Origin of the sequence: Micromonospora sp. U21 (assembly GCF_018070045.1) — a bacterium.
Taxonomy (GTDB): Bacteria; Actinomycetota; Actinomycetes; order Mycobacteriales; family Micromonosporaceae; genus Micromonospora.
The window spans coordinates 57,813-84,521 of record NZ_JAGPYK010000027.1; the positions used below are offsets into that span (position 1 = coordinate 57,813).

Consider the following 26,709-nt stretch of genomic DNA (forward strand, 5'->3'; position numbering starts at 1 on the left):
GTCAGCGGACGTCATCGGCCGGGCGACGGAGCCTGCCGGCAGAGCCGGCGATACTCGGCGGTCACCACGGCGAGCAGGAAGAGGTCCACCGCGAGCGCGGAGAGCGCCCCGAACTGGTTGACGGTGAAACTGAAGATCTGCCCGAACAGCAGGTCCACCAGGAGCGCGAGCTTGAACAGCCGGAAGGCCCGCACCCGGTCGCGAGGCAGCAGCGACGCCCCACGGATGCTGAGCACCACGGTGATCAGCGCCGAGGCCGAGACCCCGAGCACCGCGCGCCATTCCCGCTGGTCGTCGAGCTGGCCGGTGACCGCGTCCAGAAAGACGTTCCCCACGACCACGAACGGCTCGCCGACCAGATAGAGCACCACCAGCGCCACCACCCACCGGTGGGTGGCCACCCAGACCACGGCCCGGCGGGCCCACCTGAGCCACGGCTGCCAGAACCGGGAGCCGGGTGGCTCGCGTCGAGGCACCGCGTCGAGCAGCCGGGCCACCCCCTCCTCGACGTCCGGACCGCACCCACGGACCAGCCGGGCGACCGCCGCGCGACGATCATCGGTGAGGCCGGTGCGGAGCCCACCAACCACCCCGTACAGGGCGTTCGCCGTACGCTCGGGGCCGGAGAGCCGGACCCGCCCCCGGAGGGCCTGGGTGATCACCACCAGCAGGGCGAAGGCGCCGTAGATGATGCTGGCGGCCGGGGCGTAGAAGTAGTCGGTCCCGGCGGTGACGAACTTGCCCACCTCGTCGATGAACAGCCCGAACCCGATCCCGCCCAGAACCGCGCCGAGGCTCCGCGCCGCGCTACCGAGGAAGACCAGCGCGACCCCCAGGCCGGCGGTCATCAGGACACCACCCCAGAGCACGTGCGCGATGTGCAGCCCACCGCCGCCCAGTTGCGGATAGCCGGCCGCCTGGAGAAAGGCGCGGGTGACCAGCACCGTGACCACGCCGGAGAGGACGAACGCCTGCAGGTACGACGGCGCCTCCAGCGCCCGGAGCGGCCTCGACCAGCGGGACGGACGGGCGGGCATGGTCCCGACGCTAGCGGTGCTGTCCGTCACCCCGGGCCGGTTCCGCCGGAGTTGGGAAGGCCGCCGGCCTCGGCACCACTGCCTCTAACTGCCCCCGGCGAACTTGCCGGAAGGTGACCGAGTACCGCAGCTCCGGCACCGGCGGGATACTGTGCTGCCAGCTGGAGCGGGCGGCCCCGGACAGCACGTACGCCGACCGTGGCGCCAGCCCCACCTCGTACACCCGGCGTTTCTCGGCCGTGCCGCGTTGAAAGCGCATCAAACAGGCGGAGCCCAGCGACAGGCCGACCACGGTCGGCCCGAAAACCGGCGCGTCCCGGTGCCAACCGATGACCGAGCCGGGTGGATAGCGGGTGACCAGGGCCTCGGCCAGGCTCGTCTCCGCCACCCCGGCAAGGTCGGCGCACCGCCGCCGCACCTCCTGCAGTGCGACCGGCATCGGTTCGGCCTCGGTGAGCTGGAACGATCCGAAGTCGTAGTCGACGCCGAAGGACCGCACCGTGCGGCGGGCGGTCTGGCCGTGCATCCGGATCTCGCGGAAGTCGAGCGCCGCCACGGTGGCCAGCAACGACCGTTCCTCGTCGCTGCTGACCACGTCCGGCTGGTAGGTCAGACCAGCGGGTCGCTCGTGGATATCCCGCATCCGTCCCATCGGCTGCGCCCCCGGTGATGTGCGTGCATGATGGCGACTGCTCTGCTGGCCGTTCCCATCGTCGCAATCCGCACGACCGGACAGGCGGGATTCGACCCATCGGGTCGGCACCTGGCGACGATCGGGCGGGGCGGCCTGATCGCCGTTGCTCCGCACCCGATCCCACGCCACCAACAGGAACGCGGGGTCGATGACGAGGTTGAACAGGTCATCGGGCCGCGGCCACTGAGAACCCCCACTCCTGATTTCCGGCCCGTTTCCGAACCGGTGGAGATGCCTCTGCCACGGGAGGTGCCCCAGGATCTCGGCATGATCGGTCCTTCGGCACGAGCACCTGAGTTATCCACAGATGAGTCGCCATGCTTGATGCCGCGAGCTGCACCCTGCTGAAGTAACCCGGAGGGACAACGCCACGTCCCATCGATCAGCTGAAGGATGGAGGGCAGCCATGACCAGGGGCGGGCACGGCCGAACGCATCGCGTGGCAACGCCGGCGCCACTGCGCTACCTCGCTAGCGTCACTGGCGCCGGCGTCGCGGCGGCCGCACTCATCGCGGCAGCCGGGTTGCCGACCGCCGCCAGGCTTCCGGTGGGTCACTGATGCCCGCGGTGGACGCATGGCTCATCGGCGGACCCGCCGATGGCCGGATCACCCCCATCGAGGTCGACGAGCACGGGTGCCTTCCGCAGGCCGTTCTCCTGCTGCAGGCCGGCGCGTACCTCGGCGCCCGTGACCATCCCAGTCAGCCTGTGCAGCGCCGCTATCTCCGTTGTGACGGCGAGGACGACCCGCCGACATTCCGGTACGACGGGTCCGTCCCCCACGGCCAGTGACCTCCTCAAGGGCGAGCAGTAGGCCCAGGTGAAGGGTGGCGACCCCGCACCCACCTGTGATCGAACACTTGTACAATGCGCTGGTGGGGGACGTGGCGGGACGCTGGTGGAACGGCATCTGGGGGCGTTTGGGCCGCCGGGATGTGTGGCTGACCCGTGAGGTCCGGTGGCAGGTCGTCGCCCGCGCTGGCGACAGCGAGAACGGCCGGGTGCTGCGTTGGGAGTTCGACACCGAGGCGGACGCCGTGGCGATGGTCAAGCGCCTCCTCGCCGCTGACGCGGGCGGTCAGTGGCGCAAGCAAGCCGGCGACGGCACATCGTCTCCGCCACAGCAGGCATAGTCCGGTCGGCGGTGCGTCCCGAAGGACGCCCCGCCGGCCGAGGGGCTGTGTCAGGAACTGCAGGTGTTGAGCATGCCCTGCAGCGCCGACTTTTCGGATGACTGCAGCTTGAGGCTCCAGCTGTACTTCACCGTTATCCACATCTTGCTGTAGGTGCACCGGTACGACGACAGGGACGGCTGCCAGGTCGACGGGTCCTGGTCGCCCTTTGACTGGTTGACGTTGTCCGTCACCGCGATCAGTTGCGGACGGGTGAGGTCGTTGGCGAAGCTCTGCCGGCGGCTGGTCGTCCAGGAGTTGGCGCCGGAGCGCCACGCCTCCGCGAGGGGCACGACGTGGTCGATGTCGACGTCGGAGGCGGCCGTCCACGTCGCGCCGTCGTACGGGCTGTACCAGCGGCCCGAGGTCGCCGCGCAGGAGCTGTTGACGACGACGGAGGTGCCATCGCGCTTGAGGACCTGCTCGCGGGTGTTGCAGCTACCGCTGATGGTGATCCAGTGCGGGAACAGGTCACGTGAGTAGCCGCTGGTGGAGCCCTGGGCCGCCACGGTCAGGGCGTTGAGCTGAGACTGGGCTGTCGCCTTCGACGGGATCCCGGGCGGTGTGGCCGACGCCGGCTGCGCGCTGACGCCGACCAGTCCGGCGCCTGCGAGCGCGGCGAGGACGACTGCGGCGGCGTGGCGCGTGACGCGTGGGAAACGGGCTGAGACTTGGGTTACCCGCATGGGGGCCTCCTCGGCACTGGGTGGACGGCAACCGTCTCTGACGATCATGGCCATCGAAGGGCGTGTTTGTGAAGGGGTGAGGAAGCATCCACGAAGCTTCGAAGCGTTTCGCTGGCGTGCGGGCACGAGCTGGGCGCATCCGGAGGACCTCGTTCTGCTTCTCGTTCTGCTACCGCCATCGAGCGTTCGGCATCTTCCAGCGCCATCCCGGTGCGTCCCTCAACCATGGGAGAGGAGGTGAGCGAAATTCGGGTTCGATGTCGTGGGTCGGTCCTGCGGTGACTCCAGCCCGCCGGCGTGCCGGCGCCACCACCGAAGGGCTGCGTCCGCCGCTCACGCCGATGCTGGCGAAAGCCGTCGACGCTGTCCCTGAGGCATCGGACCTGGCCTACGAGCCGAAGTGGGACGGTTGGCGGGCACTGGCCTTCCGCCGGCCCGACGGCGTATACCTGCAGTCCCGAGCCGGCCGGGACGTCACCACGTACTTTCCCGACATCACCCGAGCCGTCGCCGAAGCCGTCGAGCCGGGCGCGGTTCTCGACGGCGAACTGGTGGTGTGGGAAGGCGAGCGAACCAACTTCGCCCACCTGCAGCGACGGATCACCGCCGGCGCGCAGCTCCCCGACATCGCCCAACGCCACCCCGCGCACTACGTCGTCTTCGACCTGCTCAGCGCACCACCAGGCCGACCACTACTGGACCGGCCCCTGCACGAGCGACGCGCCCTACTCACACAACTGCTCGCCGACGCACCCGCCCAACTCACCCTGTCCCCACAGACCACCGACCCCGACCAGGCCGCCGAATGGTTGACCACCTGGACCGCCGCGGGCATTGAGGGCGTCGTGATCAAACGCCTCGACGGGCGTTACGAGCCGGGCCGACGTGGCTGGCAGAAAGTCCGGGCCTACCGCACCACCGAAGCCATCATCGGCGGCGCCACCCCCAGCATCGACAGCCCTGAGACCCTCCTGCTGGGTCGCTGCGACCAGCACGGACGGCTCCGCTACACCGGCCGAACCAGCTCCCTACGGCCGGCACAGCGTGCCGACCTGGCGGCCCTGCTCACGCCCGTCGGCCCAGAGGGGTCACACCCGTGGCCGCAGCCTCTCCCCGCCGCGTGGACGGGGCAACTCGACCGGCCCCAACCTCTCCCGTATAGCCCCGTGCTCCCCACCATCGTTGCGGAAATCGACGTCGACACCGCCTACGAACATCACCGATGGCGACACCACGTCCGCTACCGACGCCCCCGCCTCGACCTCACCCCCGCCGACGTGCCACCGGCCAACGGTCAACATTGAGGCCCGGCGCGAGGACGCGCCGCCCCCGCATGTCGCAGCAGACGAAGGCCCTTCCAGATTCGCAGCCCTCACCTGCGGCAGGCTGACCGCACATACCACCAGTTGCCCCGAAACCACGTAGCGTCGCTTCGAGTGGACGTGTTGCTGCGCGGCGGGCCGGGTGACGGCCACGTGGTCCGCGGCGGCGGGGAGAACGTCCTGTGGCAGGCGTGCCTGTACGAGGTCACATCCGAGGTAGCACTCGGTCAAGGACGTGATCTGCGGGTGTACCGACACCGCCCCGATTGCTGTGAGCGGCACCGGCGAGGGTCCCAGGACAAGTGTGAGTGATGCCGCGACCACCGGGTGGTAATGACCCTTCCGCAGTCGCCAACTACTGGAGTGCTCCAGCCCGAGCCCGGCCACCCGAAATCGAAGATCAATCAACCGACCCTCGACCTGACGCATCTCCCCCATCAGAGATCCCTGTCCGGTGCAAAGCGTGCGGGTGCGACCCTTCGGTCAGCGAGCGTTCCGGAGGAGCCGGGCAGGCGCACATTCACCGCCAGGCCCACACCTACGCAGATGAGAGGTCGCCATCCAGGCGCTGTCCTATGCGGGCATCGCGAGCAGTGCGGGCACGACAGCGATTGGCATGCCGAGTGGCCGTGTTGGGGCTGGTGGTCTTCGCTGCGGCGGGCTGGCAGTGCCGTCGGGTGCAGGCTCCCGCTGAGGCGGTGACGCCGCCGGCCCAGGCGCAGGTGTCCGGGCGTTAGAGGCGGCGGATGAGGCGCCGTCGATGCTGCTGGCCCACAGGTCGCGCAAGCAGTGCTGGTCACGGGCCAGCCAGGGCTCCGGCTTAACCCTGGCCCCTTAGTCGCCGGGGGGAGTCACCAGCGCACCCTTGGGCAGGGAGGTCAGCACTCGACGCTGGCCGGTGGCCGGGTCAGCGGCGACCAGTTCATCGCCGCCCGCAGTCAAACGTTGCAGGAGGACCTCGGCGCCGGCGAGACCGAGGAAGTACTCACCCTCGCCACCCTGGGGCGCCACGAGGTCGATCCGGCCGGCCGGGCGGCCGGAGCGCAGATCAACCCCGACCAACGTCATCGGGGGCACCGTCCGCGCCCCATGCGGCTTGCCAGCCGGGACGGCCTCCTGCGGGGTCACCAGAGCCCACACCGCTGGCGGATCGCCACCGCCGCGCACGTTCGGGGCGAGCGCGTTGCGGATGTCGCCAGGGCCTGCCTGATGGGTGGTAGCCAGCGACACCGTGCGGGCGGCGCGACCGTCGACGTCCTGAATGGCGATGGTGAGCTGGCGGCGCGGGCGGGCGTACGGGCCGCTGTTGAACTCCGCCGTGGCCAGTTCACGCCCGTCCAGGAATGCCAGCATCCGCCGGTGCGGCGTCCCGCGTAACGCCAGCGGGCGCAGCTCCCCGCCGGCCAGGGTGAACGCCGCGTACGCCTCGCCTTCGCCGGAGGGTTGCTCGAGCAGCAACGCCCGTCCGTCGGTCGACCACTGCCGCACCTCGTACCCGGGCGGGACGGCCCGCTCGGTGATCCCGGTGAGGTCGCGGATCCACCACTGCCCGTCTCGGCGGTGGACGAACCACCGCCCGTCCGGGGAGAGCCCCTGACTGAAGCCCACGATGGGTTGCAGCCCGAGGCCGAATTGTTCACCGGAGGCGGTCACCAGGTACATCGGCCGCTGGAGGAACCCGCCGTTCGCCACGTCCAGGCTATCCGGGTCGTTGGTCTGGTAAAGCAGGGCTCCCCGTCCCACGGCCCGGTCAGTAGGCAGGGCGGTCGGGGTGGCCGGCGGCAGCAGCCGGCCGGGCAGCCCGGCGAAGAGTTCCCGGACCGTGACCGGAGAGGCGACCTTGGCGAATGCCGGTGACCGGGTGTCGCTCGTCCGCCAGTGCGTAACCCCGGCAACCCCGCCAACCAGCACCCCGACCAACGCGACCGCCAACCACCCCCGACGTCGGTACGGTCCCGGCGGTGCAACGGGTACCGGTCCCGGTGCCGTGGATTCCATCGTCGTGCCCCCCGATCCGGGCGTCCTGCCCGCGCACAGCACACGGGAGATGCACTCGACCGTCAACGGTCCGATCGAACCCGACGCCCGATCGGGGCCCAATTGTGATCTTGGAACATCTCGGTCCTCCGCGAGCGCCTCACGCAGCCGGGCGGCGAACTCCACCGGGTCCTGCACGCAGCCGATGTGACCGCCGGGGAACATCGTCGGCGCGACACCTACCGCGTCGGCTCCAACGGCCAGTGCCCAGTGCTGCGGTCGCAGAGCTCACCCCCTGAGACAGCGGGTACATAAGGACCGTTATGACGCGGCCACTAGTTATGTCCCACAACCGCACTGTGCCATCGACCACGCGAACCGGTCCTGGTCCTTGACCAGCAGCGGTTCCGTCAGCGCGGCCCGCGCCTACGCGTTACGCACGACCAGCCGGGGCGAGGGGGCCGCGTCCGGCGGGGCGCGACCCCCTCAATGTCGGCTAGCGGCCCAGTGCGCCCGGCAGTGCCGCCGCGTCCACCGTGGTCGACGGACCGTGGTAGATCGCGTTGAAGAGCAGTTTGCTCGGGTCGCGAGACCAGGTACGGAAGGTCGGCTCGCTGCCGAACGTCACGATCAGCCCCTCCCCCACCTGGTGCTTGACGATGTTGGCCTTGCCGTTGAGGTGCTCCCCGCCGATGAGCCAGCCGCTCTGCAACTGGTCGCCGGAGGTGGGGAACGAGGAGACCACGTCGCCACCGGTAACGTTGTACGCCTGGTCGTCCTCACCGAACCACACCGCCGTGTCCGGGCGCATCCCCCAGGCCACAGGGTCCGAGGTGTCGAATCGCTGGCTGAGGATGCTGCCTGGTGAGAAGAACTCATGCTCGTCGGACGGAAGCGCCGGGGTGATCGGCAGCGAGGCGAGCTGGCTCGCCGTCGCGACGGAGTCGCCGATCGCCAGGAGCGTCCCGCCGTCGTCGACGAACTTGCGCAGCTCGGCCCAGCCGGCCTCGCCAACGCCGTACGCCCAGGACCACTCGGCCGGGTAACGGTCCCGGTTCAGGCCCGAGACGATGTCAGTCCGGCTGATCCCCGCCGGCAGGACGATCGTGTCGAACTTCGCGTTGAGGTCGCCGGTGAAGTCGTCGGCCACGACCTCGCTGAAGCCGATGCCGTACTGCTCGAACAGCCACTTCATCCAGCCGCCGGGGATGTTGTTGGCGCCGCGGAAGAGGCCGACCCGGGTGTTGTCCTTGAGCCGCTCCGCCGCCACCCGCGGCGCCTGGCCGACCCCAAACACGGGGATGCCGGTCTTCCGGGAGACATCCTGCAGGGCCGTCCGGGCCGCCTTGCTCGGCTCGACGATCACGGTGCCCGGGGCGTAGGTGCGCCCGCCGGCCGAGAACTCGGCGCTGGCCCGGAAGGTCCGCGCACCGGCCTTCTGCAGCGCGGCGATCATCATCGTGGCGCCGTAGGACTCGGGGCCGACCAGGTATGCGCCGCCCGCTCCCGGGTCGCCCGGGAAAGCCGGGTTGGCCGGCTGCACCTTCTTCACCTGGGTGGTCGCGGCGGTGAAGGGCTTCGCAGCGCTGTCGACCTGGACGCCCAGAAGCATCGGCAGGGTCTGCGCCGTCACGTCGTAGGGGCTCTGCGGCGGGCCACCCGGATACTCCCGCAGGTCGGGGTAGTCCTGCGCCTCCAGCAACGTCTTGGCGAACCGGCCGTAAGGCTGCGCGTACCGGATGACCCAGGAGCCGGCGGCGTACTGCTTGCCGTTCGCGGTGAAGGCGGAGGTCGCCTGCTCGATCTCGACATCGCCGGTCTGCAGCGTCTTCAGCAGTTCGTACGTAGCGAACGGATCCCGCTGGCCGGCCGGAACCACGTAGCCGAACGGCTTGTCGGCGCTCGGGTCGACCGCGTTGCGCTGGGTGCGGTAGAAGTTGTAGAGCCACTCGGTTTTGTACTTCGCAACGTTGCTCAGCGCGCCGAAGACCGACGTATCGAGGTAGTCCACGATCTGCGCCAGCGTCCAGGTGGACTGGTCGTACGGTTCGATGAAGTTGGTGTCCGGCTCCTGCGGGCCGATCGGGCCACCGTCGCTGCTCCGGTAGGGGTAGGCGAGGTCCTGCGCGCTGGCCGCCTCGACCAGGATGCGCGGCGCGCCGTGGTAGGTCATGTACTGGCGCGACGGCGTCCAGTAGTCGTAGGTCGATCCCCAGTTGACGCCCTTCTTGCCCTCGGCGGTCAGGCTCCGTGAAATCTCCATGCCGAGGGAGTTGGTCTGCTGGACGGTGATGGGGTCGATGTTCGGGTCGTTCGGCGACAGGTACGGCGGGACGAAGATCCGGCCACGAGCGTTACCCATCTGGTGCAGGTTCTGGACGACCTGCGGCTTCCATTCGTTCTGCAGGGTGACGCTGATCTGCGTCTCGGGCTGCGTGAACATGAACCAGTCACGGTTGTCGTCGTGCCCGATGTATTTCTGGTAGAGGTCGGGATAGGTGCGGGCGTAGTTCGTTCCGGCGGTTTCGTTGAAGTAGTCGCCCACCCACTTCGTGCCGTCTGGGCTCTGCGCCGGAATGATGAGCAGCACCACGTTGTTGAGAATTTCTGAAACCGTGGCCGACTTTTCGTCGGCGAGCCGGTGGAGAATGTTCGGGATGACCTGCGCGGTGCCTACCTCGGTCGAGTGAATCGCGGCTTCCAGCAGGAAGACCGGCTTGCTCTGCGCGGCGAGCTTCTTGGCTTCCGCCTCGCTCAGACCGCGCGGATCGGCCAGTCGCTGGTTGATCTTCTTAATCCGGTCAAGGTTCTTGAGGTTGTCGCGCGAACTGACCGTGAGGAGCGGGAAGGGTCGCCCCGACGCCGTCTTGCCGATGTCCTGGTAGAGGACCTTGTCGGACCGGTCCGCGACGAGCTTGTAGTACTTCACGAGGTCGTCCCAGCGGGCCAGCTTGCCCTCGGCGCCGAGAGGGAAGCCGAAGAACTGCTCCGGGCTGGTGATGCGCGGAGCGGCGTTGGCGGCCGAATTCAGAACGAGACTGCTACTCAAGGGCAGGGTCAATGCAAAGAGAGCGGCTGCGGGCAGCAGGGCTCTCCTTTTCCAGGTACGCACAGACATTCTCCTTGTGCTCGCTGCCATGCTGAACGCGTGTCGAATTCCGGGCAGCGTCAGTCGCTCCGAAAACCGACCAGTCTCCACCTCCCTTTCAAGAATATAAATATCAGAATGTGTAAGGCCGAGTCAACGTCTTGAGCATTACTTGAGGTTCGGCGTCGCCGGCCGCCCGCTCGCCCGGAGGTCGACCGACCCGGTCGCTGGGCGACGGTCCATGCTCCGGGTGGCCACCATGCACGGCGGCCACCCGGGGGTTGACTGGCGTCCGGTGCGATATCGCGAGACCTTGGACCTCCAGCGAGGAGGTCACCGCCACGTACTACATCGCCAAGCCCGCCCAAGCCCCGGACGTCTCGGACATCCTCGAGCGACTCGGCGCCGACCACGGGAGGCGGCAACGTCCCACACCCGCCTTGCCCAAGGATGCGCATGGATGACAAACCTGGTTGCCGACCCCGGCAAATGGGGGGTTTTCGGGGGGCGGTTCCAAACCCCATAGACAAAATTGAAGACCTGACCAGCGTTTCCGCTGGTCAGGGCTTTTGTCTGTCGGGACGGCCGGATTCGAACCGGCGACCCCTTGACCCTCAGTAGTCCGTGGTCCAGCGGCGTGCTCAAGCACGTACTCCCAGGTCGCTGCCAGCTTACTCACCCGAGTAAAGGGATCCGGCGACGCCAAGGGCGCATTCGAGCAGGAGACGCGTGGTCAGTAGTGCACCGTCGACATGAACGCGCGTCCCTCGCCGGGCCACGAGCACATCCGGCATGATGCCGCAGTTTCCGGCCCGCCTTGCCGCTCGCTCGCCACGCTACGCGCCCGGTCGTACGCACCGGACTCGACCGAACCGGTCGAGTCGTCGGATACCGGACAAGGCAGTGCGGATGGTTGACCTGCCCTGCGACCCTGACCACTCCCCGACATCGGTCGCGTGTTCGCCCGATTACTTTGGTCAGTTCTACAGTGGAGGCACGTCACGGACGGGGCAGGCCCCGTCCCACCACGGTCGCCCACACGCCGTCGGGCAGCCCGGGCCGGCCAGAAAGGATCGTGCATGGCGAAGGAGACGGTGCGCGCCTCCGACGCGCCCGCCCAGCTGGGTGCGCGGCCCGTCCGCCGCGGCCGGCTCCCGGACCCGCTACGCAGCACCCCGGCACTGATCGTGCTGCACGGCGTCGTGCTGATCCTGACCCTGCTCGTCACCGCCGTGGTCGCCGTGAGATCCGCCGGCCCGGCCGGGAACCTGGGCGAGCGCGCCGCCGGTGTCGCCGTGACCACCAGCAGCACCGCCAGCGAGATCTACCAGGGGCTGGCCGACGCCGATGTCGCCGCGAGCGCCGTCTTCCTGCTACCCCCAGTTGGGGACCAGCATGAGAAGCTGCGAACCGACTACGGCACGGCCGTGCACACCGTCGAACGGCAACTTACCGACGCGATGGGCGGGGCCGTCAACGACCCCGACCGGCTGAACCGGCTGGCCGCGATCGGCTCCCGGCTGACCGTCTACCGGGGAGTGGTCTGCACGGCCCTGGCCACCGCCGGCGGGGACGCCGCCCCCACCGGCACCGACTCGGCCGCCTCGCCAGCCTGCCCGGCGGCACCGCCGGAGAACATCGTCGCGGCCGACGATCCCCGGTCGGCCGCCCGCGCGGTGCTCGCCTCGGCGTACGCCCGCGAAGCGTCCCACTACATGTCCACCGAACTGCTCACCGAGGCCCAGCGACTCTGGGACGACGACACCCGGCGGCTGCTGCACGCCCGGGCCGACGCCCGGCCCTGGATGGCGGCCTCGATGCTGGTGCCCCTGGCGCTGCTCAGCGCCCTCGTCGCCACCCAACTCTGGTTGCGTCGCCGGACCCGGCGGCGGTTGAACGTCGGGCTGCTGCTCGCCTCGGGCGCCACCGTGGCCGTGTTGGCCATGCTGGTCGCCTCGTGGTGGCACTGGCCGGCCGCCGACGACCAGTTCGGCGACCTGGAAACGGCGATCGCGGCGCAGAACACCAGCCAGCAGCACCTGGGCGACCTGCTCGCCGGGCGCGCCGACCTGTACCTGGCCCTCGGGGCCAGCGTCGACCCGGCGGCGCACCAGGCCGACTTCTACGCCCGAGGGATCTGTCCCGACCCGCAGGTCCTGACCTCGTCGCTCGACTGCCCGGCCATTATCGAGGTCTGGACCGCCCGACAGAGCAAATCCCAGGACGCGTTCAGCAGCGCCATCAGAACGGTGCTCCGGGGCGGGTCGATCGGCCAGTCCTTCGAAGAGGAAAAGACAGTTCGCAAGGCGGCCCTGAACGCCGACGGCGTCCGCGCGGACGAAGCGCTGGCGCAACTACCCGCGGCCCCCCGCCAGCTCGGCGGCGCGGCCGCCTGGGTCACCCTGCTCGCCGGGGCCGGCGTGGTCGCCGGCCTGCGCCAGCGCTACCTGGAGTATCAGTGAACACCCGCGACGGAGGTCAAGTGGCGATTTCCTCGACCGCCCGAGCGCTGCTCGCCAGCGTACTGCTGGCGACCCTGGCCGGGTGCACCCCACCGATGGCGACCACGCCCGCGCCGCCGGCCCGCCCTCCGGGGGCGCAGACCGTCACTCCCTCCGGGGAGGCAACCTCAATCTGTCCGGTACGGCGCAGCCTCCCGCCCAGCGCAAACCCACCGGGGCGGATCCTGGCCCGTGGGGACAAGCAGAAGCTGATCGCGGGGGTCGACCCGTCCGACGCGACCATGAGCCACTGGAACTCGGCGACCCAGAAGTTCGAGGGCTTCAACATCGACCTGCTGGTGGAGGTGGCCCGGGCGCTCTGGCCGGAGGGCAACCCCCGCGACCGGATCGAGTTCCGGGTCGTCCCGCCCGGCCAGGGCTCTTTCGAGATGCTCAACCGCGGCGAGATCGACCTGATCGCCACCTCGCTCACCGCGTCCTGCGAACGCGCCAAGGAGGTGCTCTTTTCCAACGACTACCTCGACTCCGGGCAGACGGTGCTGGTTCGGAAACGCGACGGCGGGCCGGAGTTCGCCGGCGTGGAACAGCTCGGCGGGAAGCGGGTCTGCGCAGCCAACAACACCACCTCGCTGGCCGCCATCCGGCGCTACCAGACGGCCGGCGGACAGCGGCTGGTGCCGGTGGCGACAGAGCACTCCATCGACTGCCTGGTGATGCTGCGTCAGGGCCAGGTCGACGGGGTCAGCACCGACGAAAACATCCTGCACGGCTTTGCCCAGATGGCCCCCGACACCATGCTGGTCACCGAGCCGCCCCGCCCGGACCGGCAGTTCTGCACGTACAACCTCAGCGACGACTGCCGCTGGTTCACCGACGAGCCACACGCCTTCGCGTTCCGCCTGAACGACCGGGAGGTGGCCGCCTTCGTCAACCACGTCCTCGCCCTGCCCAGCACCCGGCAGGCGTGGCTGACAGCACACGCCAGATGGCTCGCCGGCCATCCGGACGCGGGGCGGGATCCGGACACCGGCGCGCGGACGCCGATGATCCCCTCGCCCGGCGAACCGGTCACCTCCTGGCCACCGCCGCATCCGTCCGCCGCCCCGACGGGCTGAGGAGGCCGACGAATGCTGACCGTCCAGGACCGGCTGCGGGCCTTCCACACCGCCCACGCCCGCGTCTGCGAGCTGATGGAGGACATGGAACGCGCGGTCGCCGGCCGGTTTCCGCCGACCGACAGCCGACCCGCCGCGCGGTCGGCCCGGGAGCATCTGCTGCGGCTGAACTGCCTGACGCTGGCGCTCGTGCAGCGGAAGGAGGCCCTGGCTCGGCTCGACCCGACGCAGCCCGAGGATGAGGCGGCGCTGGTCCAACTGCTCGCCGCGCCCTGCCCGGTCCGGTTCACCGGCGCGACCGGTGACCAGGTCCGGGTCGAGGAGCTGAGGGTGACCCGGATTGTGCAGGACGCCGCCGACCATGCCGACCGGATCCGCACGCTCGTCGCGGCCTCTGTCGGCGAGCAGCCGGCGTCGGATGACCCGTACCGGCTGGCCGAGCGTGGGCTCCGGGTCCGGTCGTCGCTGGACCGGCTACGCCGGCTCGCGGCGGAGGCAGCCTCCGAGGGGCTTTGCGGCGCCACCGACCCGATCGCCCCGCTCGCCGCCGACGGGCTGCTCGGCCGGCTCGCCGCCGCCGACCCGGGCCACCGGCCCGACACCGACGCCGAGGCTCTGGGCGAAGCCCTCGACCGGGACCTGGAGCGGGTTGATGCGGTCCGGCGCGGCCTGCGCAGCCGGTGCCACCGGGAGCTGAGCGGACGGCTGGACGCATACCGGCAGAAGGCCGCCGACGAGGGCCGGGCCGAACATCCCGAACTGGAAAAGTCCTACCGGGACGCGGTGGCCGGGCTGCTCCCCCGGTCGTTCGAGGTAGCCGCCGCGAGCCGGGCGGTACGCGCCTACCAACAGGCCGTGAACGGAGGAGCCCGATGACGGTGACCAGCCACGGCTGCGCCGAACGCCACTGCCCCGGCGAGGTGGACGCGGACGGGTTCTGCCGGCTGTGGGGGCACGAGTGCCCTGGCCTTGACGCGGCCCCGGTGACACGGTTCGTGCCCCGTCCGGCGACGCCGTCGTCCCAGGCCTGGGAGGAACCGGTGCAGCTCCCGGCGGCCCGCCCCCGGGACCCGCTGACCGCCGTGCTCGCCGAGCCGGTCGTGCCGGAGCACTCCCGAATCTGCGCAAGCACCACCTGCCACACCCGGCTGCCCCGGATCAGCGGCCATTGCCCGAACTGCGGCACCCGCTACTCGTTCACCCCACCGCTGGCCGTCGGCGACGTGCGGGCCGCGCGTTACGAAATCGCCGGGTGCCTCGGCAACGGCGGGGTGGGGTGGGTGTTCCTCGCCCGCGACCAAGACATGGACGGCGCCTGGCGGGTGCTCAAGGGACAGCGCAACCCGGAGGATCGGGAGGCTGGCGCGGCGTTCGTCGCCGAACGGCAGGCGCTGATCGCGCTGAACCACCCGCGCATCGTCACCATCACCCACGCGCTGCGCCCCGAGGCGCACCACGATACCGGCTACCTGGTGATGGAGTACGTCAACGGCGGCACCCTGGAGGAGGCACGCAGCACGGCGGGCCCGGGCGGACGGGCCGCTGCCCTCGACCCGACTCAGGCCCTCGGGTACGGGGTGCAGATCCTCGACGCGTTCGACTACCTGCACGACCAGGGCTGGCTCTACTGCGACCTCAAACCGGAGAACGTGATGCGGGTCGGCGGCGGAGTCGGCGACGACGCGATCAAGCTGGTCGACTTCGGCGCCTCCCGGAAGATCGACAACCGGGTGAGCCCGGCCTGGGGTACCGAGGGATTCACCGCCCCCGAGGTCAGGCGGCTCGGCGCGGCCGGGCCCAGCGTCCGCTCTGACATCTACACTGTCGGGCGGACCCTCGCCGCGTTGACCCTGGTCGCCCAGTCGGCGAGGGTGTCCCGGGTCGCCGCCGGGTCGGAATTGCTGCGGCTGCCCACGCCGGCCCGGCTCGACCCGTTCCTGCGTCTGCTCGCCCGGGCCACCGCGACCGACCCGGCCGACCGGTTCGCCTCAGCCGCACAGATGCGTGAACAGGCCCTGGGCGTACGCCGGCAGCTCGAATCGGCCGCCGACCGCGAGTCCCGGCCCAGCCGTTCCGCCCTCTTCAGCCCCTCGACGTGCGCGTTCGCCCTACATACCGAGGGCACGGTGGACCTGGTGGAGGTGCTGCTCGGCCTGCCGGTGCCGTTGGTTGACGGCGCCGACCCCGCAGCCGGCTTCCTCGCCTCGCTCGGCTCCGCCGAGCCCGACGAACTCATTGAACTGCTGGCCACCGCGCCCGAACGGACCGCGCAGGTGGTCTACCGGGAGGTGCGCGCTCACCTCGCCGCCGGCCGGGGGGTCGAGGCGGACGCGCTGCTGGCTGACGTCCCCACTGACCAGCGCGACTGGGCACTGTGGTGGCACCGGGGCCTGGTGGCCCTGGTCAAGGAGGAAACCGACGTCGCCCTGCACTGGTTCCAGCAGGTGTACAACTGGCTGCCCGGCGAGGTCTCCACCCGGCTGGCGTACGCGGTCGCCTGCGAACTCGCCGACAACCCGGATGCCGCCGCCGACCACTACCGGGGCGTGTGGGACACCGACCGGGGGGTGCTGGCGGCGGCGTTCGGACTGGCCCGATGCCGGCTGGCCACGGCCGATCCGCGCGGGGCCGCCGACGCCTTGCTGAGCGTGCCGGAATCCTCCCGCGCCTGCACCGAGGCGGTCGCCTGCGCGGTGCGCATCCTGCTCGACGCGCCAGACGACGGGCGTCGGCTGGCCACCGCCCTGGAGGCGGCCGAGATCGTGGACAAGCTGCCGCCGTTCGCCGAGCGCGAGACGGTCGAGTCGCACATCCTTCGGATCGCGCTCAGCTGCGACCTGGCCGGCTCCGACCATGCCGGACGGCTGCTGTTCGGGCAGCCACTCGACGACACCAGCCTTCGCCGCGCCTTTGAGCGTAGGTGCCGCTCCCGCGCCCGGCGCACCGCCGACCGGCGGGACCGGGTCGCGCTGGTCGACCTGGCCAACGCGTACCGGCCGGTGACCTGGTGGTGACTGCGGTCGACGGCCCCGACGGAAGGAAAGCGCCGATGAAACCCGCTGACGGCCCGCCGCTCGCGGTCACCGCGCACTACCGCGAATTCGTGCCGGCGGACGGCGCGGTGCTCGACGTGATCGCTACCGTGAACGGCCCGGAACCGGCCGGGAACGTAGGCCACGAAGGACTGGCCGAGGTCATCCTGCTGGACACGTCGGGCTCGATGGGCGCGCCGCAGGCCAAGATGCACGCCGCCCTGCGGGCCAGCATCGCCGCGATCGACGCCCTGCCCGACGGGGTCGCCTTCGCGGTGGTCGCCGGCACCGGCACCGCCACCATGGTCTTCCCGGAGGAGGTGCGGCTGGCGGTCGCCGACGGACGCAACCGGGCCGCCGCCCGCCATGCGCTGCAGTCCGTCTCGCCGCACGGCGGCACCGCCATCGGCTCCTGGCTGCTGCTGGCCCGGCAACTGCTGGCGACCCGGCCGGACGCAATCGGGCACGCCATCCTGCTCACCGACGGCCGAAACGAGTCCCAGCACCCCGACAACCTGCGGGCCGCGGTCCAGGAGTGCGAGGGGTACCTCACCATCGACTGCCGGGCGATCGGCTCGGCCGACGGCGTGCACGACTGGGACGCGGCCGAACTGCTCGGCATCGCCGAGGCGCTGGGCGCCAACCCGGTGGTCCCGGTGGAGGACCTCGCCGGCCTCGGCGACGAGTTCCGGACGGTTCTGGCCCGAGCGATGGCCCGACGGGTGGCGAACGCGCGACTACGGATCCGCACCACCGAGCTGGCCCGGGTCCGGTACGTCAAGCAGGTGCACCCGGCCATCGCCGACCTCACCAAGCGCGGCGAGCCGGCCGGCGAGTTGACCACCGGGTACCCGATCGGCGCCTGGAGCCCGCAGGACCGCCGGGACTACCACCTCGGCTTGGAGGTGGACCCGCTCGCCGCCGGCACCCGACGGCGCATCGGCTGGCTCAGCGTCGACACCGACACCGGCGGAGCCCCGGTCGAGGTACCGCTGACCGTGGAGTGGACCGACGACGTGCTGCGCCACTCGGAGATCCACCCCAGCGTCGCCTTCTACACGGTGCAGCAGGACTACGCGGTGGCGTTTCACAACGGCCTCGCAGCGGCCCGTGAGGACCGGGTCACCGAGGCCGAGGATCAGCTCGGCCGGGCGGTGGCACTCGCCCACGCCGCTGGCAAGGACGCCGACGTGCGGCGGATCGCCCGGATCGTGGACGTGCACGACGCCGCGGCCGGTCTGGTCCGGCTGAAGGTGGGCGTCGACTGGCGGCTGGCTGAGTCGTCCCGGGTGGTGGTGCACACCACCACCCGGTGGGGCGCGGCCGCCGACGAGCGCCGCCCACCCGCACCGGCGGCCCGGGTCGCACCCTGGTCGCACTGCGGCGAGCGGCAGATCGGGGCGTACTGCCAGGTTTGCGGGGCCGCGCACGGCACCGGCGCAGCGGCGCCGGAGCGCCGATGACCCTGGATGTCTGGGACAAGGTCGCCAGCGTGGTGAGCGGCAGCCTGGCGCTGGTCGCCGCCGCAGTCGCCGTCCGCCAGCACCTGCGCGACCGGGGCCGACAGGGCTGGTGGTCGACGCTGACCCGGCTGTGGGAGCGGGAGACCGACGCCGGGATCGTCCACCCGCACCGCTTCGGCGCGCAGGTACCCCCGCTCTCCGAGGTGTACGTGCCCCGGCGGGCGGTGCCCCGGCTGGGCCGGGCCGAGGAAGCCGTCGACGCGGCACAGCTGTTCACCGGCGCGCGGAACGTGCTGCTGGTCGGCGAGCCGGGCAGCGGAAAGACCGCGCTGATCGCGTACGAGAGCGCCCGGTCCGCCGAGCGCTGGCTCCGCTCCCGGGGCCGCCGGCGGCGTCGGCCCCTCGACCCGGTCCTGGTGCGTCTGCCGGCCGCCGCGCTGGTCCACCACGCGCTGCCCGACGCGCTGCGCGACGCGTACGGCGAGCCACCGCTGGATTTCCGCCGGCCGCCGGCACCCGGCGTGCACTGGCTGATCTGCGTGGACCGGGTGGACGCCGTCGCCGACCCGGGCGACCGGGGCAACGTGCTCAACCGGCTCGCCGAGGCTGGCCGCTCCTCGGCGACGGACGCCTCGCCGTGCCGGATCCTGGTCACCACCCGGCCACTGGACGCCGACGAGCTGGCCACGCTCGGGGAGGACTATCGGGCGTACCACCTCGCGCCGTTCACCCGCGCCGACGTCACCGCGCTGGCCGGCCGGTGGTTCCCGGACCACGGCGAGGCCAAGGGCTTCCTCACCTGGACGCACGCCCAGCGGATCACCGACCCGGTGCGCAACCCGCTGGTCGCCACCGTCGCCGCCCTGGTCTGGCGCAACCGGCGGGCAGCCCCGGTCGGCCGGCCCGGCCCGGCGGCGCTGTTCGAGGACTTCGTGCGGGCCCTGCTGCAAAGCGGCCGGGGCAGCCTCGACGCCACCTGCCGGGCGCTGCGCGACCACCCGCCGCAGGGCCCGGCGGTCGCCGACTGGCTCGCCGGGCGGCACACCGAACTGGTCGAGGTCGCCGCCACGGCGGCGGTGGCCGGCGCGGACCCGGTCGCCGAGGTGGCGAAGTGGTCGGCGGAGCACGCGCCCTACCCGCCGGCCCAGCATCTCGACAACTGGCCGCAGCAGATCCGGGACCTGCTACTCGCCACCGACCTCTTCCGCGCTGACCGGAACGCCCTGGTCTCGGTCTGGCCCAGCCTGATCGACCACCTGGCGGCCGGGCCGCTGACCCGGCAGTGGAGCCCGGACGCCTGGATGGCTCTGATGAACACCACCAGCACGCGGTTTGTGGGGGTGCAGGTGATCCAGCGGTTGGAGGCGCCAGACGCGCTGCTGCGCGACCGGCTGACGGAGCCGAGCTGGGCCGCCGCCGTCGGGCATCTGCTGGTCAGCACCGACGCGGTCCGAGGCGCCGACGACCCCGCGCTACGGACCGACGTACTGGCGGCGCTGCTGAAGCACTGGGCCGCCGACCCGGCCGGCGACAGCAGCCGGTCCTACCTGTCGCTGTTGCACACCCTGGCCATGAACCAAGCCGACCGGGACCTGCTGTTCAAGATCGGCACAGACGGGAACCGGCCCACGGCCATACGCCTGGCCGTCACGCGCTTCTTCCTCGCCGACGGCCACCCATAGTCGACCGCACGGCCCGGGGACGGCGTACGGCCGCCCTCACCGGATGAATTCAGCCGAGGCGGCGGTCCACCGCGATGTCACGGACGATCGCCTGTCTACTGGTTGCCGCAGGGCCAAGTACCGCGCAAAGCAGCCAGTACCAGCGAGGAAGAGCACGAAGCCGCCTGGCACACCCACCAGACCCGACAGAACGAAACCGTTTAGCCTCAGCCAACCGGCACCAACTAACCAACCCTCCGGTAAACCGAGGGAACCTCAACGTCACAGCTCGCTGAATACGGACTGTGCGACTTCGATCAACGGCACGGCTGTCGGCCTCGCCGCGTCGTCCATTCGCCGCCACCTGATGTCGACCATGAGGTTGTAGTCATAGGCGACGAGCCGGGGGACCGGCTCACCGCACGGACACGCCGTCGCCGTACCGGAGCTGGCGCGAAGCACCGGCCGCCGCCGCCCGGGCTGTCTCCGGGCTGGGGGCGGCCAGGGCCGCCTCGGCGATCTGGCGGCACTCGTCCAGGGTGTGCGCGGCCAGGGACTCGCGCACGCCGGGATGCTGCGGGGCGCCATGGACAGGCTGGTGATGCCCGGCCTGCCAGTACCAGGGCGAAATCGGGATCCGCCGCGGACTCTCCACACACGCCAACTGGCTTGCCCGCCTCGACGCCGGCTGCCGCGCAGGAGGCGAGAAGTGCGATCAGCGCGGGCTGCCACGGGTCGAGCTGGTCGGCGAGGTCGCCGCACATGCGGTCAGCGGCGAACGTGTACTGGCTGAGATCGTTGGTGCCGACGCTGAGGAAGTCCACGTGGCGCAGCACCTGGCTGGCGCGCCGGGCCGCGGCCGGCACCTCGATCATCACGCCGGCGGTTGGCAGGCCGTGCTGCAAGCAGTGGTCGCTTCTTGTCACTGGTTGTCAACGTCAGGCGGGGGTTTTCGGGGGTAAACGGGGGCAGGCCAAGAGGACAGCGCGGGGTCCCACCGCGTCCCACTCCCCCACCATCGGGGGCGTCCCGTCACTAAAAACAGCGTGCGCCCACCCGTCGCGACTCGCCTACCGCAGGCAAGGGGTTCGTGTCGGTGGATCAACACAAACCGATTCCCAACGCGGATTGCGCCTGGTCGGCGCTATTCCGCTCGTCTGAAATCACCCCAGCCTGACGGGTTCCGAGCTGGCTGCCCGGGACCCGTCCTGGAACGTGGGCTTCCTACGCCGCCAATGAGTTCCGCAGCCTGGACAGCGGCGACCAGTACCACCGCGGAGCGACTGGATGACGTTCCCGTCCGCTCGACATCCGGCTGTCCGAGGATCGGCCTCGGCCTGGGGCCACCAGCGGCGGGCCAGGTCGCCGGGCTCAGGTTTGGCGAGTGGCGGGCCGCGTGACGCGGATTTGGTTTGTGCGGTTGGATCCAGGGCATCGCCGTGTGTCCTGGGAGTGCTGCCGTGAGTCCATATGATCAGTTTGCTGGCCTTGACCTGCCGACCCTTCAGATGTTGGAGGCGGCGTTGGCGCTGGGTGGCCTGGTCACCGAGGCGGAGGTGTCGGCGTTGGTCGGCGCCGACGCGATGCCGTACCTGCAGTGTGCCGCCGATGCGGGGATTGTCGCGCGGCTGCGGGGCCGGCTTGCGGTGAACGACGTCCTGCGAGAGGTCTTCGCCCGTCCGCTGGGTGTCGGCCCGTCGGCTGGGCAGCTCGCCGCCGTGTTGAGCGTCGATGATCTGAAGGTGGTGGCGAGCAACCTGGGGCTGCCTACGAAGGGCCGCAAGGCGGACCTGCTGGAGGCAGTGGCGGAGTTCTTCCTTGACACGGACAACGTGCACGCTCTGGTCAAGCGGATGCCGGCCGCGACGCGGACGGTGTTGGAGGAGGCTGACCGCGACGGCGGACGGATCCGTCGCTACGGCGGCAGCGGTGTCGCATCCCGTGGCCGGTATTCGAGCCGCTATCGGCAGGTGCATCCGCTGAACTGGGCCGAGGAGCACGGGCTGGTCTACCGCGTGACTTGGGAGGACTATCAGCTGGCAGGCCAGGTCGCGCTCAGTTTGCGAGGATCGGCCTACGGGGCTCCGTTCCAGCCGCAGGAGCCGCCGGTTGCCTGGCATACGCCGGGTCCCGCGGCAGTGCGCCGCGACGCCCAGGCGCAGGGCATCGCCGTGGTCAGGCTGTTGTCGGCGCTGCTGGACGGGGCGGGACGTGAGCCGCTGGCCACGGTCAAGGCCGGCGGCGTCGGCGTGCGCGAGCTGACCCGGACGGCGAAGACGCTGGGCGTGACGGTTCCGACCGTGCGGCTGCTACTGGCGGTCGCCGAGGAGGCCTCGCTGGCCGACCTCGACGAACGCGTGATCCCGACGGGCGCGTACGATCGCTGGCTCAAGCTTGGTCTGGACCGGCGGCTCGCGGTGATGCTCAAGGCATGGCGCGAGCTGGACTATCTGCCGTCGACGCAGACGGGGCCGTGGGTTCCGGAGCACCGCCAAAGCTGGTCTGTACAAGCCCGGATGGCCGCGTTGCGGGCGTTGGGTGACCGGGCGACGACGGACCTCGAGCAGACGGCGCAGTGGATCTGGTGGCGGCAGCCGCTGACCTTCGGCGGCACCACAACCGTGCGCGGCCTGCTGGGCGAGGCCGCAACCTTGGGGGCTCTCGGCGCGGGCGCTGTCAGCCCGGCGGGACAGGCGCTGCTGGCCGGCACGGACATCGCCGAGGCCGTCGGCGACCTGGGTGAGGTCGCCCGCACCGCCAGGCTGCAGGCCGACCTGACCGCGGTCGTGGCAGGAACACCGAACCCAGAGCTAGCTGAACTCCTCGGTGCGACCGCCGTCGTCGAGTCCCGCGGCATAGCCACCACCTGGCGCTTCAGCCCAGCTACGGTACGCAGCGCGTACGACGCAGGCTGGACCGAACAGCGCCTGACCAAAGCCCTGACGAAGATCGCCGAAGGCGGACTGCCGCAACCACTGGTCTACCTGCTCGCCGACATCGCCCGCCAACACGGGTCGGTACGGATCGCGCCCGTGGCCAGCACCCTGGTCAGCGACGACACCGCGCTGCTGGCGCAGATCTGCGCCGACAAACGGCTAGACAAGCTCAACCTGCGTCTACTCGCCCCGACCGTGCTGGCCAGCCAAGCCACCACCGCCGACACGATGGCCGCCCTGCGCAAAGCCGGCTACGCGCCCCGCCAGCAGAACCCCGACGGCCACGACGTCATCGAGAAGACCCGCCGCCACCGCGCCTGACGGGCTGGAGAGCAACATGCTGATCGTCCACGCGACCAAGAAAGTTCCTCGATCACACCAACCCGCCCCGGGCTGTCCAAGGAGATCACGACACGACCCTGCTCGGACCGTGGTATGCCACCGCGCTGTTCTGGCGACCCCGGCTGGCACTGCTGGTAAACGAGCGAACCCTGCTACCGGTCCTGCTGCCGCTGGCACCAGCGCGCAGCCTTCCCGCCCGCGTCCCCGACGAAATCGCGACGGTGCTCGACGCCCACCAGGTGCCCAAGACCTTCATCGCCGACGAGCTACGACACATGCAGGACTACCGCTTCGCCACGACGACCAACCGCAGCGTCGTCGGGATCATGAACGAGTTCACCAAGCTCGCCGGGATCTACACCGACGACTCAGCCCACCCCAACCTCGTCACACTGTCGCTGCGGCTGGCCACGACGCGCGGCCTCCTGTACGCCAAGAACGTCAGCCCTGATCGCGAACTGACGGCGCTGGTACGCTCCATCGCCGAAGCCGAGGCCGCCGGTGCCACGTAGGCCGCCGAGAGAGCGAAGAGGCGCCTTGCACATCACGGGCGCCGCTTCACATCAACCACCGCTCATTCCTGAGCCGGGGGCGGGCTTAGTACTCCAGCCGAGCCTGTCTCGCTAAGGGTGTTTCCGGCGATCTTGGTTAGTAGGTTTCAGCGGCTGGGAAGCGGTCGCTGAAGGTGATGGCGAAGGCGTTCAACGCGGGTTTCCAGCGCATCGTCCATCGGGTTCTGCCTGCTCCGGTGGGGTCCAGGGACCTGGTTACCAGGTACAGACACTTCAACGCGGCCTGCTCGTTGGGGAAGTGGCCGCGTGCCTTGACCGCCCTGCGGTAGCGGGCGTTGAGCGATTCGATGGCGTTGGTGGAGCAGATGACGGTGCGGATTTCCAGGTCGTAGTCGAGGAACGGGATGAACTCTGCCCAGGCGTTGTCCCACAGCCGGATCACCGCCGGATACCGCCCGCCCCACTTCTCGGCCAGGTCGTCGAACGCCGCCCTGGCCGTGGTGGCGTTGACGGCGGTGTAGATCGGTTTGATGTCGCGCTTCAACTCGTCCCAGTACTTGCGTGAGGTGAGCCGGAACGTGTTGCGGATCAGATGGATGATGCAGGTCTGCACGATCGTGCGGGGCCACACGTTCGTCACCACCTCCGGCAGGCCCTTGAGGCCGTCGCAGACGAGGAAGAACACATCCTTCACACCCCGGTTGCGCAGGTCGGTCAGCACGCTCATCCAGAACTTCGCGCCCTCACCACCGGCGCCGGCCCACAACCCGAGGATGTCCTTCTCACCGTCGAGGGTCACCCCGATCGCCGCATAGAACGGCCGGTTCGCGACCTGCCCATCGCGTACCTTGACCACGATCGCGTCGATGAACACCGCCGCGTAAATCTCGTCCAGGGGTCGGTGGGACCAGTCGGTCATCTCCTCGATCACCTTCTCGGTGATCCGCGAGATCGTCTCCTTCGACACCGACGCCCCGTAGATCTCGGCGAAGTGCGCCGAGATCTCCCCGGTCGTCAAACCCTTGGCATACAACGACAACACCACCTCGTCGACCCCCGACAAGCGACGCTGCCGCTTCTTGACGATCTGGGGCTCGAAGGTGCCCGCCCGGTCCCGCGGCACGTCGATCTGCACCGGCCCCGACGCGTCAGTCAGCACCGTCTTCGACCGGCTACCGTTGCGGATGTTGCCCGCGCCGGCGCCGGCCAGGTCATGTTTCTCATAGCCGAGGTGTTCGGTGATCTCCTCGTTGAGCGCGGTCTCCAGGACCGTCTTGGTCAACTGCCTGAGCAGCCCGTCCGGGCCGGTCAGCGACAGCCCTTGTTCCTTAGCTGCCCGGACCAGCTCGACAGCGGCCTTCGCCTCCGCCGACGGCTCTGCCCGCTTCTTACGTCCGGTCTGATCATTCTGTGTCGCGGTCATCACGGCACCCTCCTCACCAGGCACAACGCCCGGCAGGTCAGGCCGGAAACACCTCTAGATCCACAGACCCCGCCCTCCGCGGGTTCAAATCCCGCCGCCACACGGGCTCGGCCTGGTGCCTGGCGTGTACGGGTGATGCTCGCGCTCAAGGCGTCGCCTGAAGTCCCGGGCCGCCGCGGGAGACTTGGCGGTATCGGGTGTGTTCGGGCATGCCGGGCAGTTGAATGGGTCAAATGGGCGGCCGGGTTGCGAGGAGACGGCGGCCCGCGGGTCGGGCGGTGGGTTTGCTGCGGCGGAGCGGCAGCATGCAGCAGGCGACGTTCGTGGAGTTGTTCTTCGATCTGGCGGTGGTGTTCGCGCTCGACCGTGTGGTCGCGGGGTCGTTACCCGGTTTCTTGAACGACGACCCGGCGCAGCGGTGGGACAATGCCGTCCGGACGGCATTGCTGTTCATACCGGTGATGTACCTGTGGACCACCACCGCGTACCTCACCGGCCGGTTCGAGCCACACCGCGCGGGCACCCAAGTGATGCTGCTTTTCAGCACCTTCGCCATGATGATCATGGGGACGGCTGTACCGGGGGCGTTCGCCGGTGAAGGTCTGGTGTTCGCGGTGGTGTTCGTGACGGTGCGGATGGCGCGCCCGGCCGTGATCTCACTGGGTCTGGGGTCGCACCGGTTGCGCCGGTTGTACTGGCGGGTAACGGCGTGGTTATGCCTGGCCGGGGTGTTTTGGGTAGGCGGTGGGATGGCCGGCGGCGCCGCCCAGCTGGTGTGGTGGGCGGTTGCGGCGGTGGTGGATCTGGGATCGGCCGCGTTGGGCTGGCCAGCGCCCGGGCTGGGTCGGCATCGGAACAACATCTGGCAGGTCGCCGGGCACCACCTGGCGGACCGGAACGCACAGCTGTTGATGATCGCCCTCGGCGAGACCATCCTCGCCGTCGGGATCAGCTATAGCACCCACCCGCACGGCCTCTACGAGACTGCTGGCCTGGTGATCGCTTTCGCCACCACGACGCTGCTGTGGCGGGTGTACTTCCAAAAGGCCGGTGAGCTGCTGCCCAAGGCCCTCGACGCGGCAGGCGATCCCGCGGGGTGGGGTCGACGAGTCGCGTTCGCGCATGCGGTGATGGTGCTGGGCATCGTCACCACCGCAATCGGACACGAGATCGTGCAGCACAGCCACACCCAGGTGACACACCCATCGTGGCTGGCGACAATCCTGGGCGGGCCGGCACTGTTCCTCGTCGGCCGGGCTCGCCTGGAGCATCTGGTGTTCGCCCGCGTCTCGCGGCGCAGGATCGTCGGCGTCGCCCTGCTGGCCGCGGCGGCCCCGCTGATGGGGCGGGTGTCGCCGCTGGCCACCGCGACCACCGCCGCCGCAGTGCTGCTGCTCATTGCCCTGCTGGACTGGCGCAACGCGGCGGGCAAGCCACCGGAGGTCCCGTCGCCGCCCGGCTGACCGTCACCGCAAGCAAGAGCGGGGCATCGACGGCGGATGGAAGGTTTGCCGCGTCGATGCCATGCCACTTTGTGGAGCCGCGCTCGTTTCACTCATCGTTTCATTCAGGGCTGTTCGCGGGCGTCTGGCGTCGTTCGACGGACGGCTATCCCAGCAGCTCAAGTACGGACTACCCAGACCTGCTAGTCCTCGCCGATATCGGAACGTGTCAAGGGATTGAGGCCAACGGGAGTTAAGCGGCTTGCAGCTCCGGCTGGTCTTCCTGGTCAGGCCGGTTGATCCAGACATGGTCGGGTAGATCGAGGATTCTGGGTAGGGGCCGGG

The 26,709-nt window shown here is 70.1% G+C and carries 19 protein-coding genes and 1 pseudogene; 13 read left to right on the forward strand and 7 right to left on the reverse strand.

Annotated features, from left to right (window positions below):
- Positions 1 to 11: 11 nt before the first annotated feature.
- Together KBX63_RS27025 and KBX63_RS27030 are read right to left on the reverse strand one after the other, a co-directional pair.
- Positions 12 to 1,037: a hypothetical protein gene (locus KBX63_RS27025; RefSeq protein ID WP_210916075.1), complete on the reverse strand. Its 1,026-nt coding sequence runs from the start codon at positions 1,035 to 1,037 to the stop codon at positions 12 to 14.
- A 10-nt stretch (positions 1,038 to 1,047) separates the two neighbouring features.
- Complete coding sequence (locus KBX63_RS27030; RefSeq protein WP_210916076.1) at positions 1,048 to 1,680, reverse strand: alpha-ketoglutarate-dependent dioxygenase AlkB; 633 nt, start codon at positions 1,678 to 1,680, stop codon at positions 1,048 to 1,050.
- 609 nt (positions 1,681 to 2,289) lie between these two features.
- On the opposite strand from KBX63_RS27030, the gene KBX63_RS27035 reads away from it, so the two are divergent.
- Positions 2,290 to 2,523 (forward strand): hypothetical protein, encoded by a 234-nt coding sequence (locus tag KBX63_RS27035; RefSeq protein ID WP_210916077.1) that lies wholly within the window; start codon positions 2,290 to 2,292, stop codon positions 2,521 to 2,523.
- An 83-nt stretch (positions 2,524 to 2,606) separates the two neighbouring features.
- The gene (locus KBX63_RS27040) at positions 2,607 to 2,864 is read left to right on the forward strand and encodes a hypothetical protein (protein WP_210916080.1); all 258 of its coding nucleotides are present in this window, start codon (positions 2,607 to 2,609) and stop codon (positions 2,862 to 2,864) included.
- Positions 2,865 to 2,914: 50 nt separating this feature from the next.
- Here the strand turns inward: KBX63_RS27040 and KBX63_RS27045 are convergent, their stop codons facing one another.
- Complete coding sequence (locus KBX63_RS27045) at positions 2,915 to 3,589, reverse strand: DUF1524 domain-containing protein (RefSeq protein WP_210916082.1); 675 nt, start codon at positions 3,587 to 3,589, stop codon at positions 2,915 to 2,917.
- Between the two features lie 278 nt (positions 3,590 to 3,867).
- On the opposite strand from KBX63_RS27045, the gene KBX63_RS27050 reads away from it, so the two are divergent.
- Entirely contained in the window at positions 3,868 to 4,893 is a 1,026-nt protein-coding gene (locus KBX63_RS27050) for an ATP-dependent DNA ligase (protein WP_307871862.1), read from the forward strand.
- Positions 4,894 to 5,025: 132 nt separating this feature from the next.
- Positions 5,026 to 5,223: a hypothetical protein gene (locus KBX63_RS35595; RefSeq protein ID WP_307871863.1), complete on the forward strand. Its 198-nt coding sequence runs from the start codon at positions 5,026 to 5,028 to the stop codon at positions 5,221 to 5,223.
- Positions 5,224 to 5,745: 522 nt separating this feature from the next.
- On the opposite strand, the gene KBX63_RS27055 is transcribed toward KBX63_RS35595, so the two are convergent.
- Both KBX63_RS27055 and KBX63_RS27060 read right to left on the reverse strand, forming a co-directional pair.
- A complete protein-coding gene (locus KBX63_RS27055; protein ID WP_210916083.1) occupies positions 5,746 to 6,843 on the reverse strand; it encodes a hypothetical protein in 1,098 nt (365 codons plus the stop codon).
- 541 nt (positions 6,844 to 7,384) lie between these two features.
- Positions 7,385 to 10,000, reverse strand: a complete 2,616-nt coding sequence (locus tag KBX63_RS27060; RefSeq protein WP_210916085.1) for a M14 family zinc carboxypeptidase — start codon at positions 9,998 to 10,000, stop codon at positions 7,385 to 7,387.
- Between the two features lie 1,055 nt (positions 10,001 to 11,055).
- Here KBX63_RS27060 and KBX63_RS27065 point away from each other — a divergent pair.
- From KBX63_RS27065 to KBX63_RS27090, 6 genes are read left to right on the forward strand one after another with little or no spacing between them, the layout of a single operon-like run.
- Positions 11,056 to 12,438, forward strand: a complete 1,383-nt coding sequence (locus KBX63_RS27065; RefSeq protein ID WP_210916086.1) for a hypothetical protein — start codon at positions 11,056 to 11,058, stop codon at positions 12,436 to 12,438.
- Between the two features lie 20 nt (positions 12,439 to 12,458).
- Positions 12,459 to 13,553: a transporter substrate-binding domain-containing protein gene (locus tag KBX63_RS27070; protein WP_210916087.1), complete on the forward strand. Its 1,095-nt coding sequence runs from the start codon at positions 12,459 to 12,461 to the stop codon at positions 13,551 to 13,553.
- A 12-nt stretch (positions 13,554 to 13,565) separates the two neighbouring features.
- Positions 13,566 to 14,429, forward strand: a complete 864-nt coding sequence (locus KBX63_RS27075) for a hypothetical protein (protein WP_210916088.1) — start codon at positions 13,566 to 13,568, stop codon at positions 14,427 to 14,429.
- Positions 14,426 to 16,567, forward strand: coding sequence for a serine/threonine-protein kinase (locus KBX63_RS27080; protein WP_210916091.1), 2,142 nt, complete (start codon positions 14,426 to 14,428; stop codon positions 16,565 to 16,567). Before KBX63_RS27075 ends, KBX63_RS27080 begins: the two co-directional genes overlap by 4 nt.
- A gap of 35 nt (positions 16,568 to 16,602) precedes the next feature.
- On the forward strand, positions 16,603 to 18,048 hold the full coding sequence (locus tag KBX63_RS27085; protein ID WP_210916094.1) for a VWA domain-containing protein: 1,446 nt from the start codon (positions 16,603 to 16,605) through the stop codon (positions 18,046 to 18,048).
- Complete coding sequence (locus KBX63_RS27090) at positions 18,045 to 19,730, forward strand: NACHT domain-containing NTPase (protein ID WP_210916096.1); 1,686 nt, start codon at positions 18,045 to 18,047, stop codon at positions 19,728 to 19,730. Before KBX63_RS27085 ends, KBX63_RS27090 begins: the two co-directional genes overlap by 4 nt.
- Positions 19,731 to 20,124: 394 nt before the next feature.
- Here the strand turns inward: KBX63_RS27090 and KBX63_RS27095 are convergent.
- Positions 20,125 to 20,617, reverse strand: a pseudogene (locus tag KBX63_RS27095) (putative PEP-binding protein); the annotation flags it as partial.
- Positions 20,618 to 21,217: 600 nt separating this feature from the next.
- On the opposite strand from KBX63_RS27095, the gene KBX63_RS27100 reads away from it, so the two are divergent.
- A complete protein-coding gene (locus tag KBX63_RS27100) occupies positions 21,218 to 22,966 on the forward strand; it encodes a helicase-associated domain-containing protein (protein WP_247663279.1) in 1,749 nt (582 codons plus the stop codon).
- A gap of 98 nt (positions 22,967 to 23,064) precedes the next feature.
- Positions 23,065 to 23,499 (forward strand): hypothetical protein, encoded by a 435-nt coding sequence (locus tag KBX63_RS27105; RefSeq protein WP_374102271.1) that lies wholly within the window; start codon positions 23,065 to 23,067, stop codon positions 23,497 to 23,499.
- A gap of 136 nt (positions 23,500 to 23,635) precedes the next feature.
- On the opposite strand, the gene KBX63_RS27110 is transcribed toward KBX63_RS27105, so the two are convergent.
- Positions 23,636 to 24,922 (reverse strand): IS256 family transposase, encoded by a 1,287-nt coding sequence (locus KBX63_RS27110; RefSeq protein WP_210916101.1) that lies wholly within the window; start codon positions 24,920 to 24,922, stop codon positions 23,636 to 23,638.
- 305 nt (positions 24,923 to 25,227) lie between these two features.
- Between KBX63_RS27110 and KBX63_RS27115 the strand changes: the two genes are divergently transcribed.
- Complete coding sequence (locus KBX63_RS27115; protein ID WP_210916102.1) at positions 25,228 to 26,385, forward strand: low temperature requirement protein A; 1,158 nt, start codon at positions 25,228 to 25,230, stop codon at positions 26,383 to 26,385.
- Positions 26,386 to 26,709 lie beyond the last annotated feature (324 nt).

Excerpts from the sequence above, each read along its gene's own strand:
- KBX63_RS27025 (WP_210916075.1), bottom strand. The coding sequence starts at position 1,037 with ATGCCCGCCCGTCCGTCCCGCTGGTCGAGGCCGCTCCGGGCGCTGGAG.
- KBX63_RS27030 (WP_210916076.1), bottom strand. The coding sequence starts at position 1,680 with ATGCGGGATATCCACGAGCGACCCGCTGGTCTGACCTACCAGCCGGAC.
- KBX63_RS27035 (WP_210916077.1), top strand. The coding sequence starts at position 2,290 with ATGCCCGCGGTGGACGCATGGCTCATCGGCGGACCCGCCGATGGCCGG.
- KBX63_RS27045 (WP_210916082.1), bottom strand. The coding sequence starts at position 3,589 with ATGCGGGTAACCCAAGTCTCAGCCCGTTTCCCACGCGTCACGCGCCAC.
- KBX63_RS27065 (WP_210916086.1), top strand. The coding sequence starts at position 11,056 with ATGGCGAAGGAGACGGTGCGCGCCTCCGACGCGCCCGCCCAGCTGGGT.
- KBX63_RS27075 (WP_210916088.1), top strand. The coding sequence starts at position 13,566 with ATGCTGACCGTCCAGGACCGGCTGCGGGCCTTCCACACCGCCCACGCC.
- KBX63_RS27080 (WP_210916091.1), top strand. The coding sequence starts at position 14,426 with ATGACGGTGACCAGCCACGGCTGCGCCGAACGCCACTGCCCCGGCGAG.
- KBX63_RS27085 (WP_210916094.1), top strand. The coding sequence starts at position 16,603 with ATGAAACCCGCTGACGGCCCGCCGCTCGCGGTCACCGCGCACTACCGC.
- KBX63_RS27090 (WP_210916096.1), top strand. The coding sequence starts at position 18,045 with ATGACCCTGGATGTCTGGGACAAGGTCGCCAGCGTGGTGAGCGGCAGC.
- KBX63_RS27100 (WP_247663279.1), top strand. The coding sequence starts at position 21,218 with ATGTTGGAGGCGGCGTTGGCGCTGGGTGGCCTGGTCACCGAGGCGGAG.
- KBX63_RS27110 (WP_210916101.1), bottom strand. The coding sequence starts at position 24,922 with ATGACCGCGACACAGAATGATCAGACCGGACGTAAGAAGCGGGCAGAG.
- KBX63_RS27115 (WP_210916102.1), top strand. The coding sequence starts at position 25,228 with ATGCAGCAGGCGACGTTCGTGGAGTTGTTCTTCGATCTGGCGGTGGTG.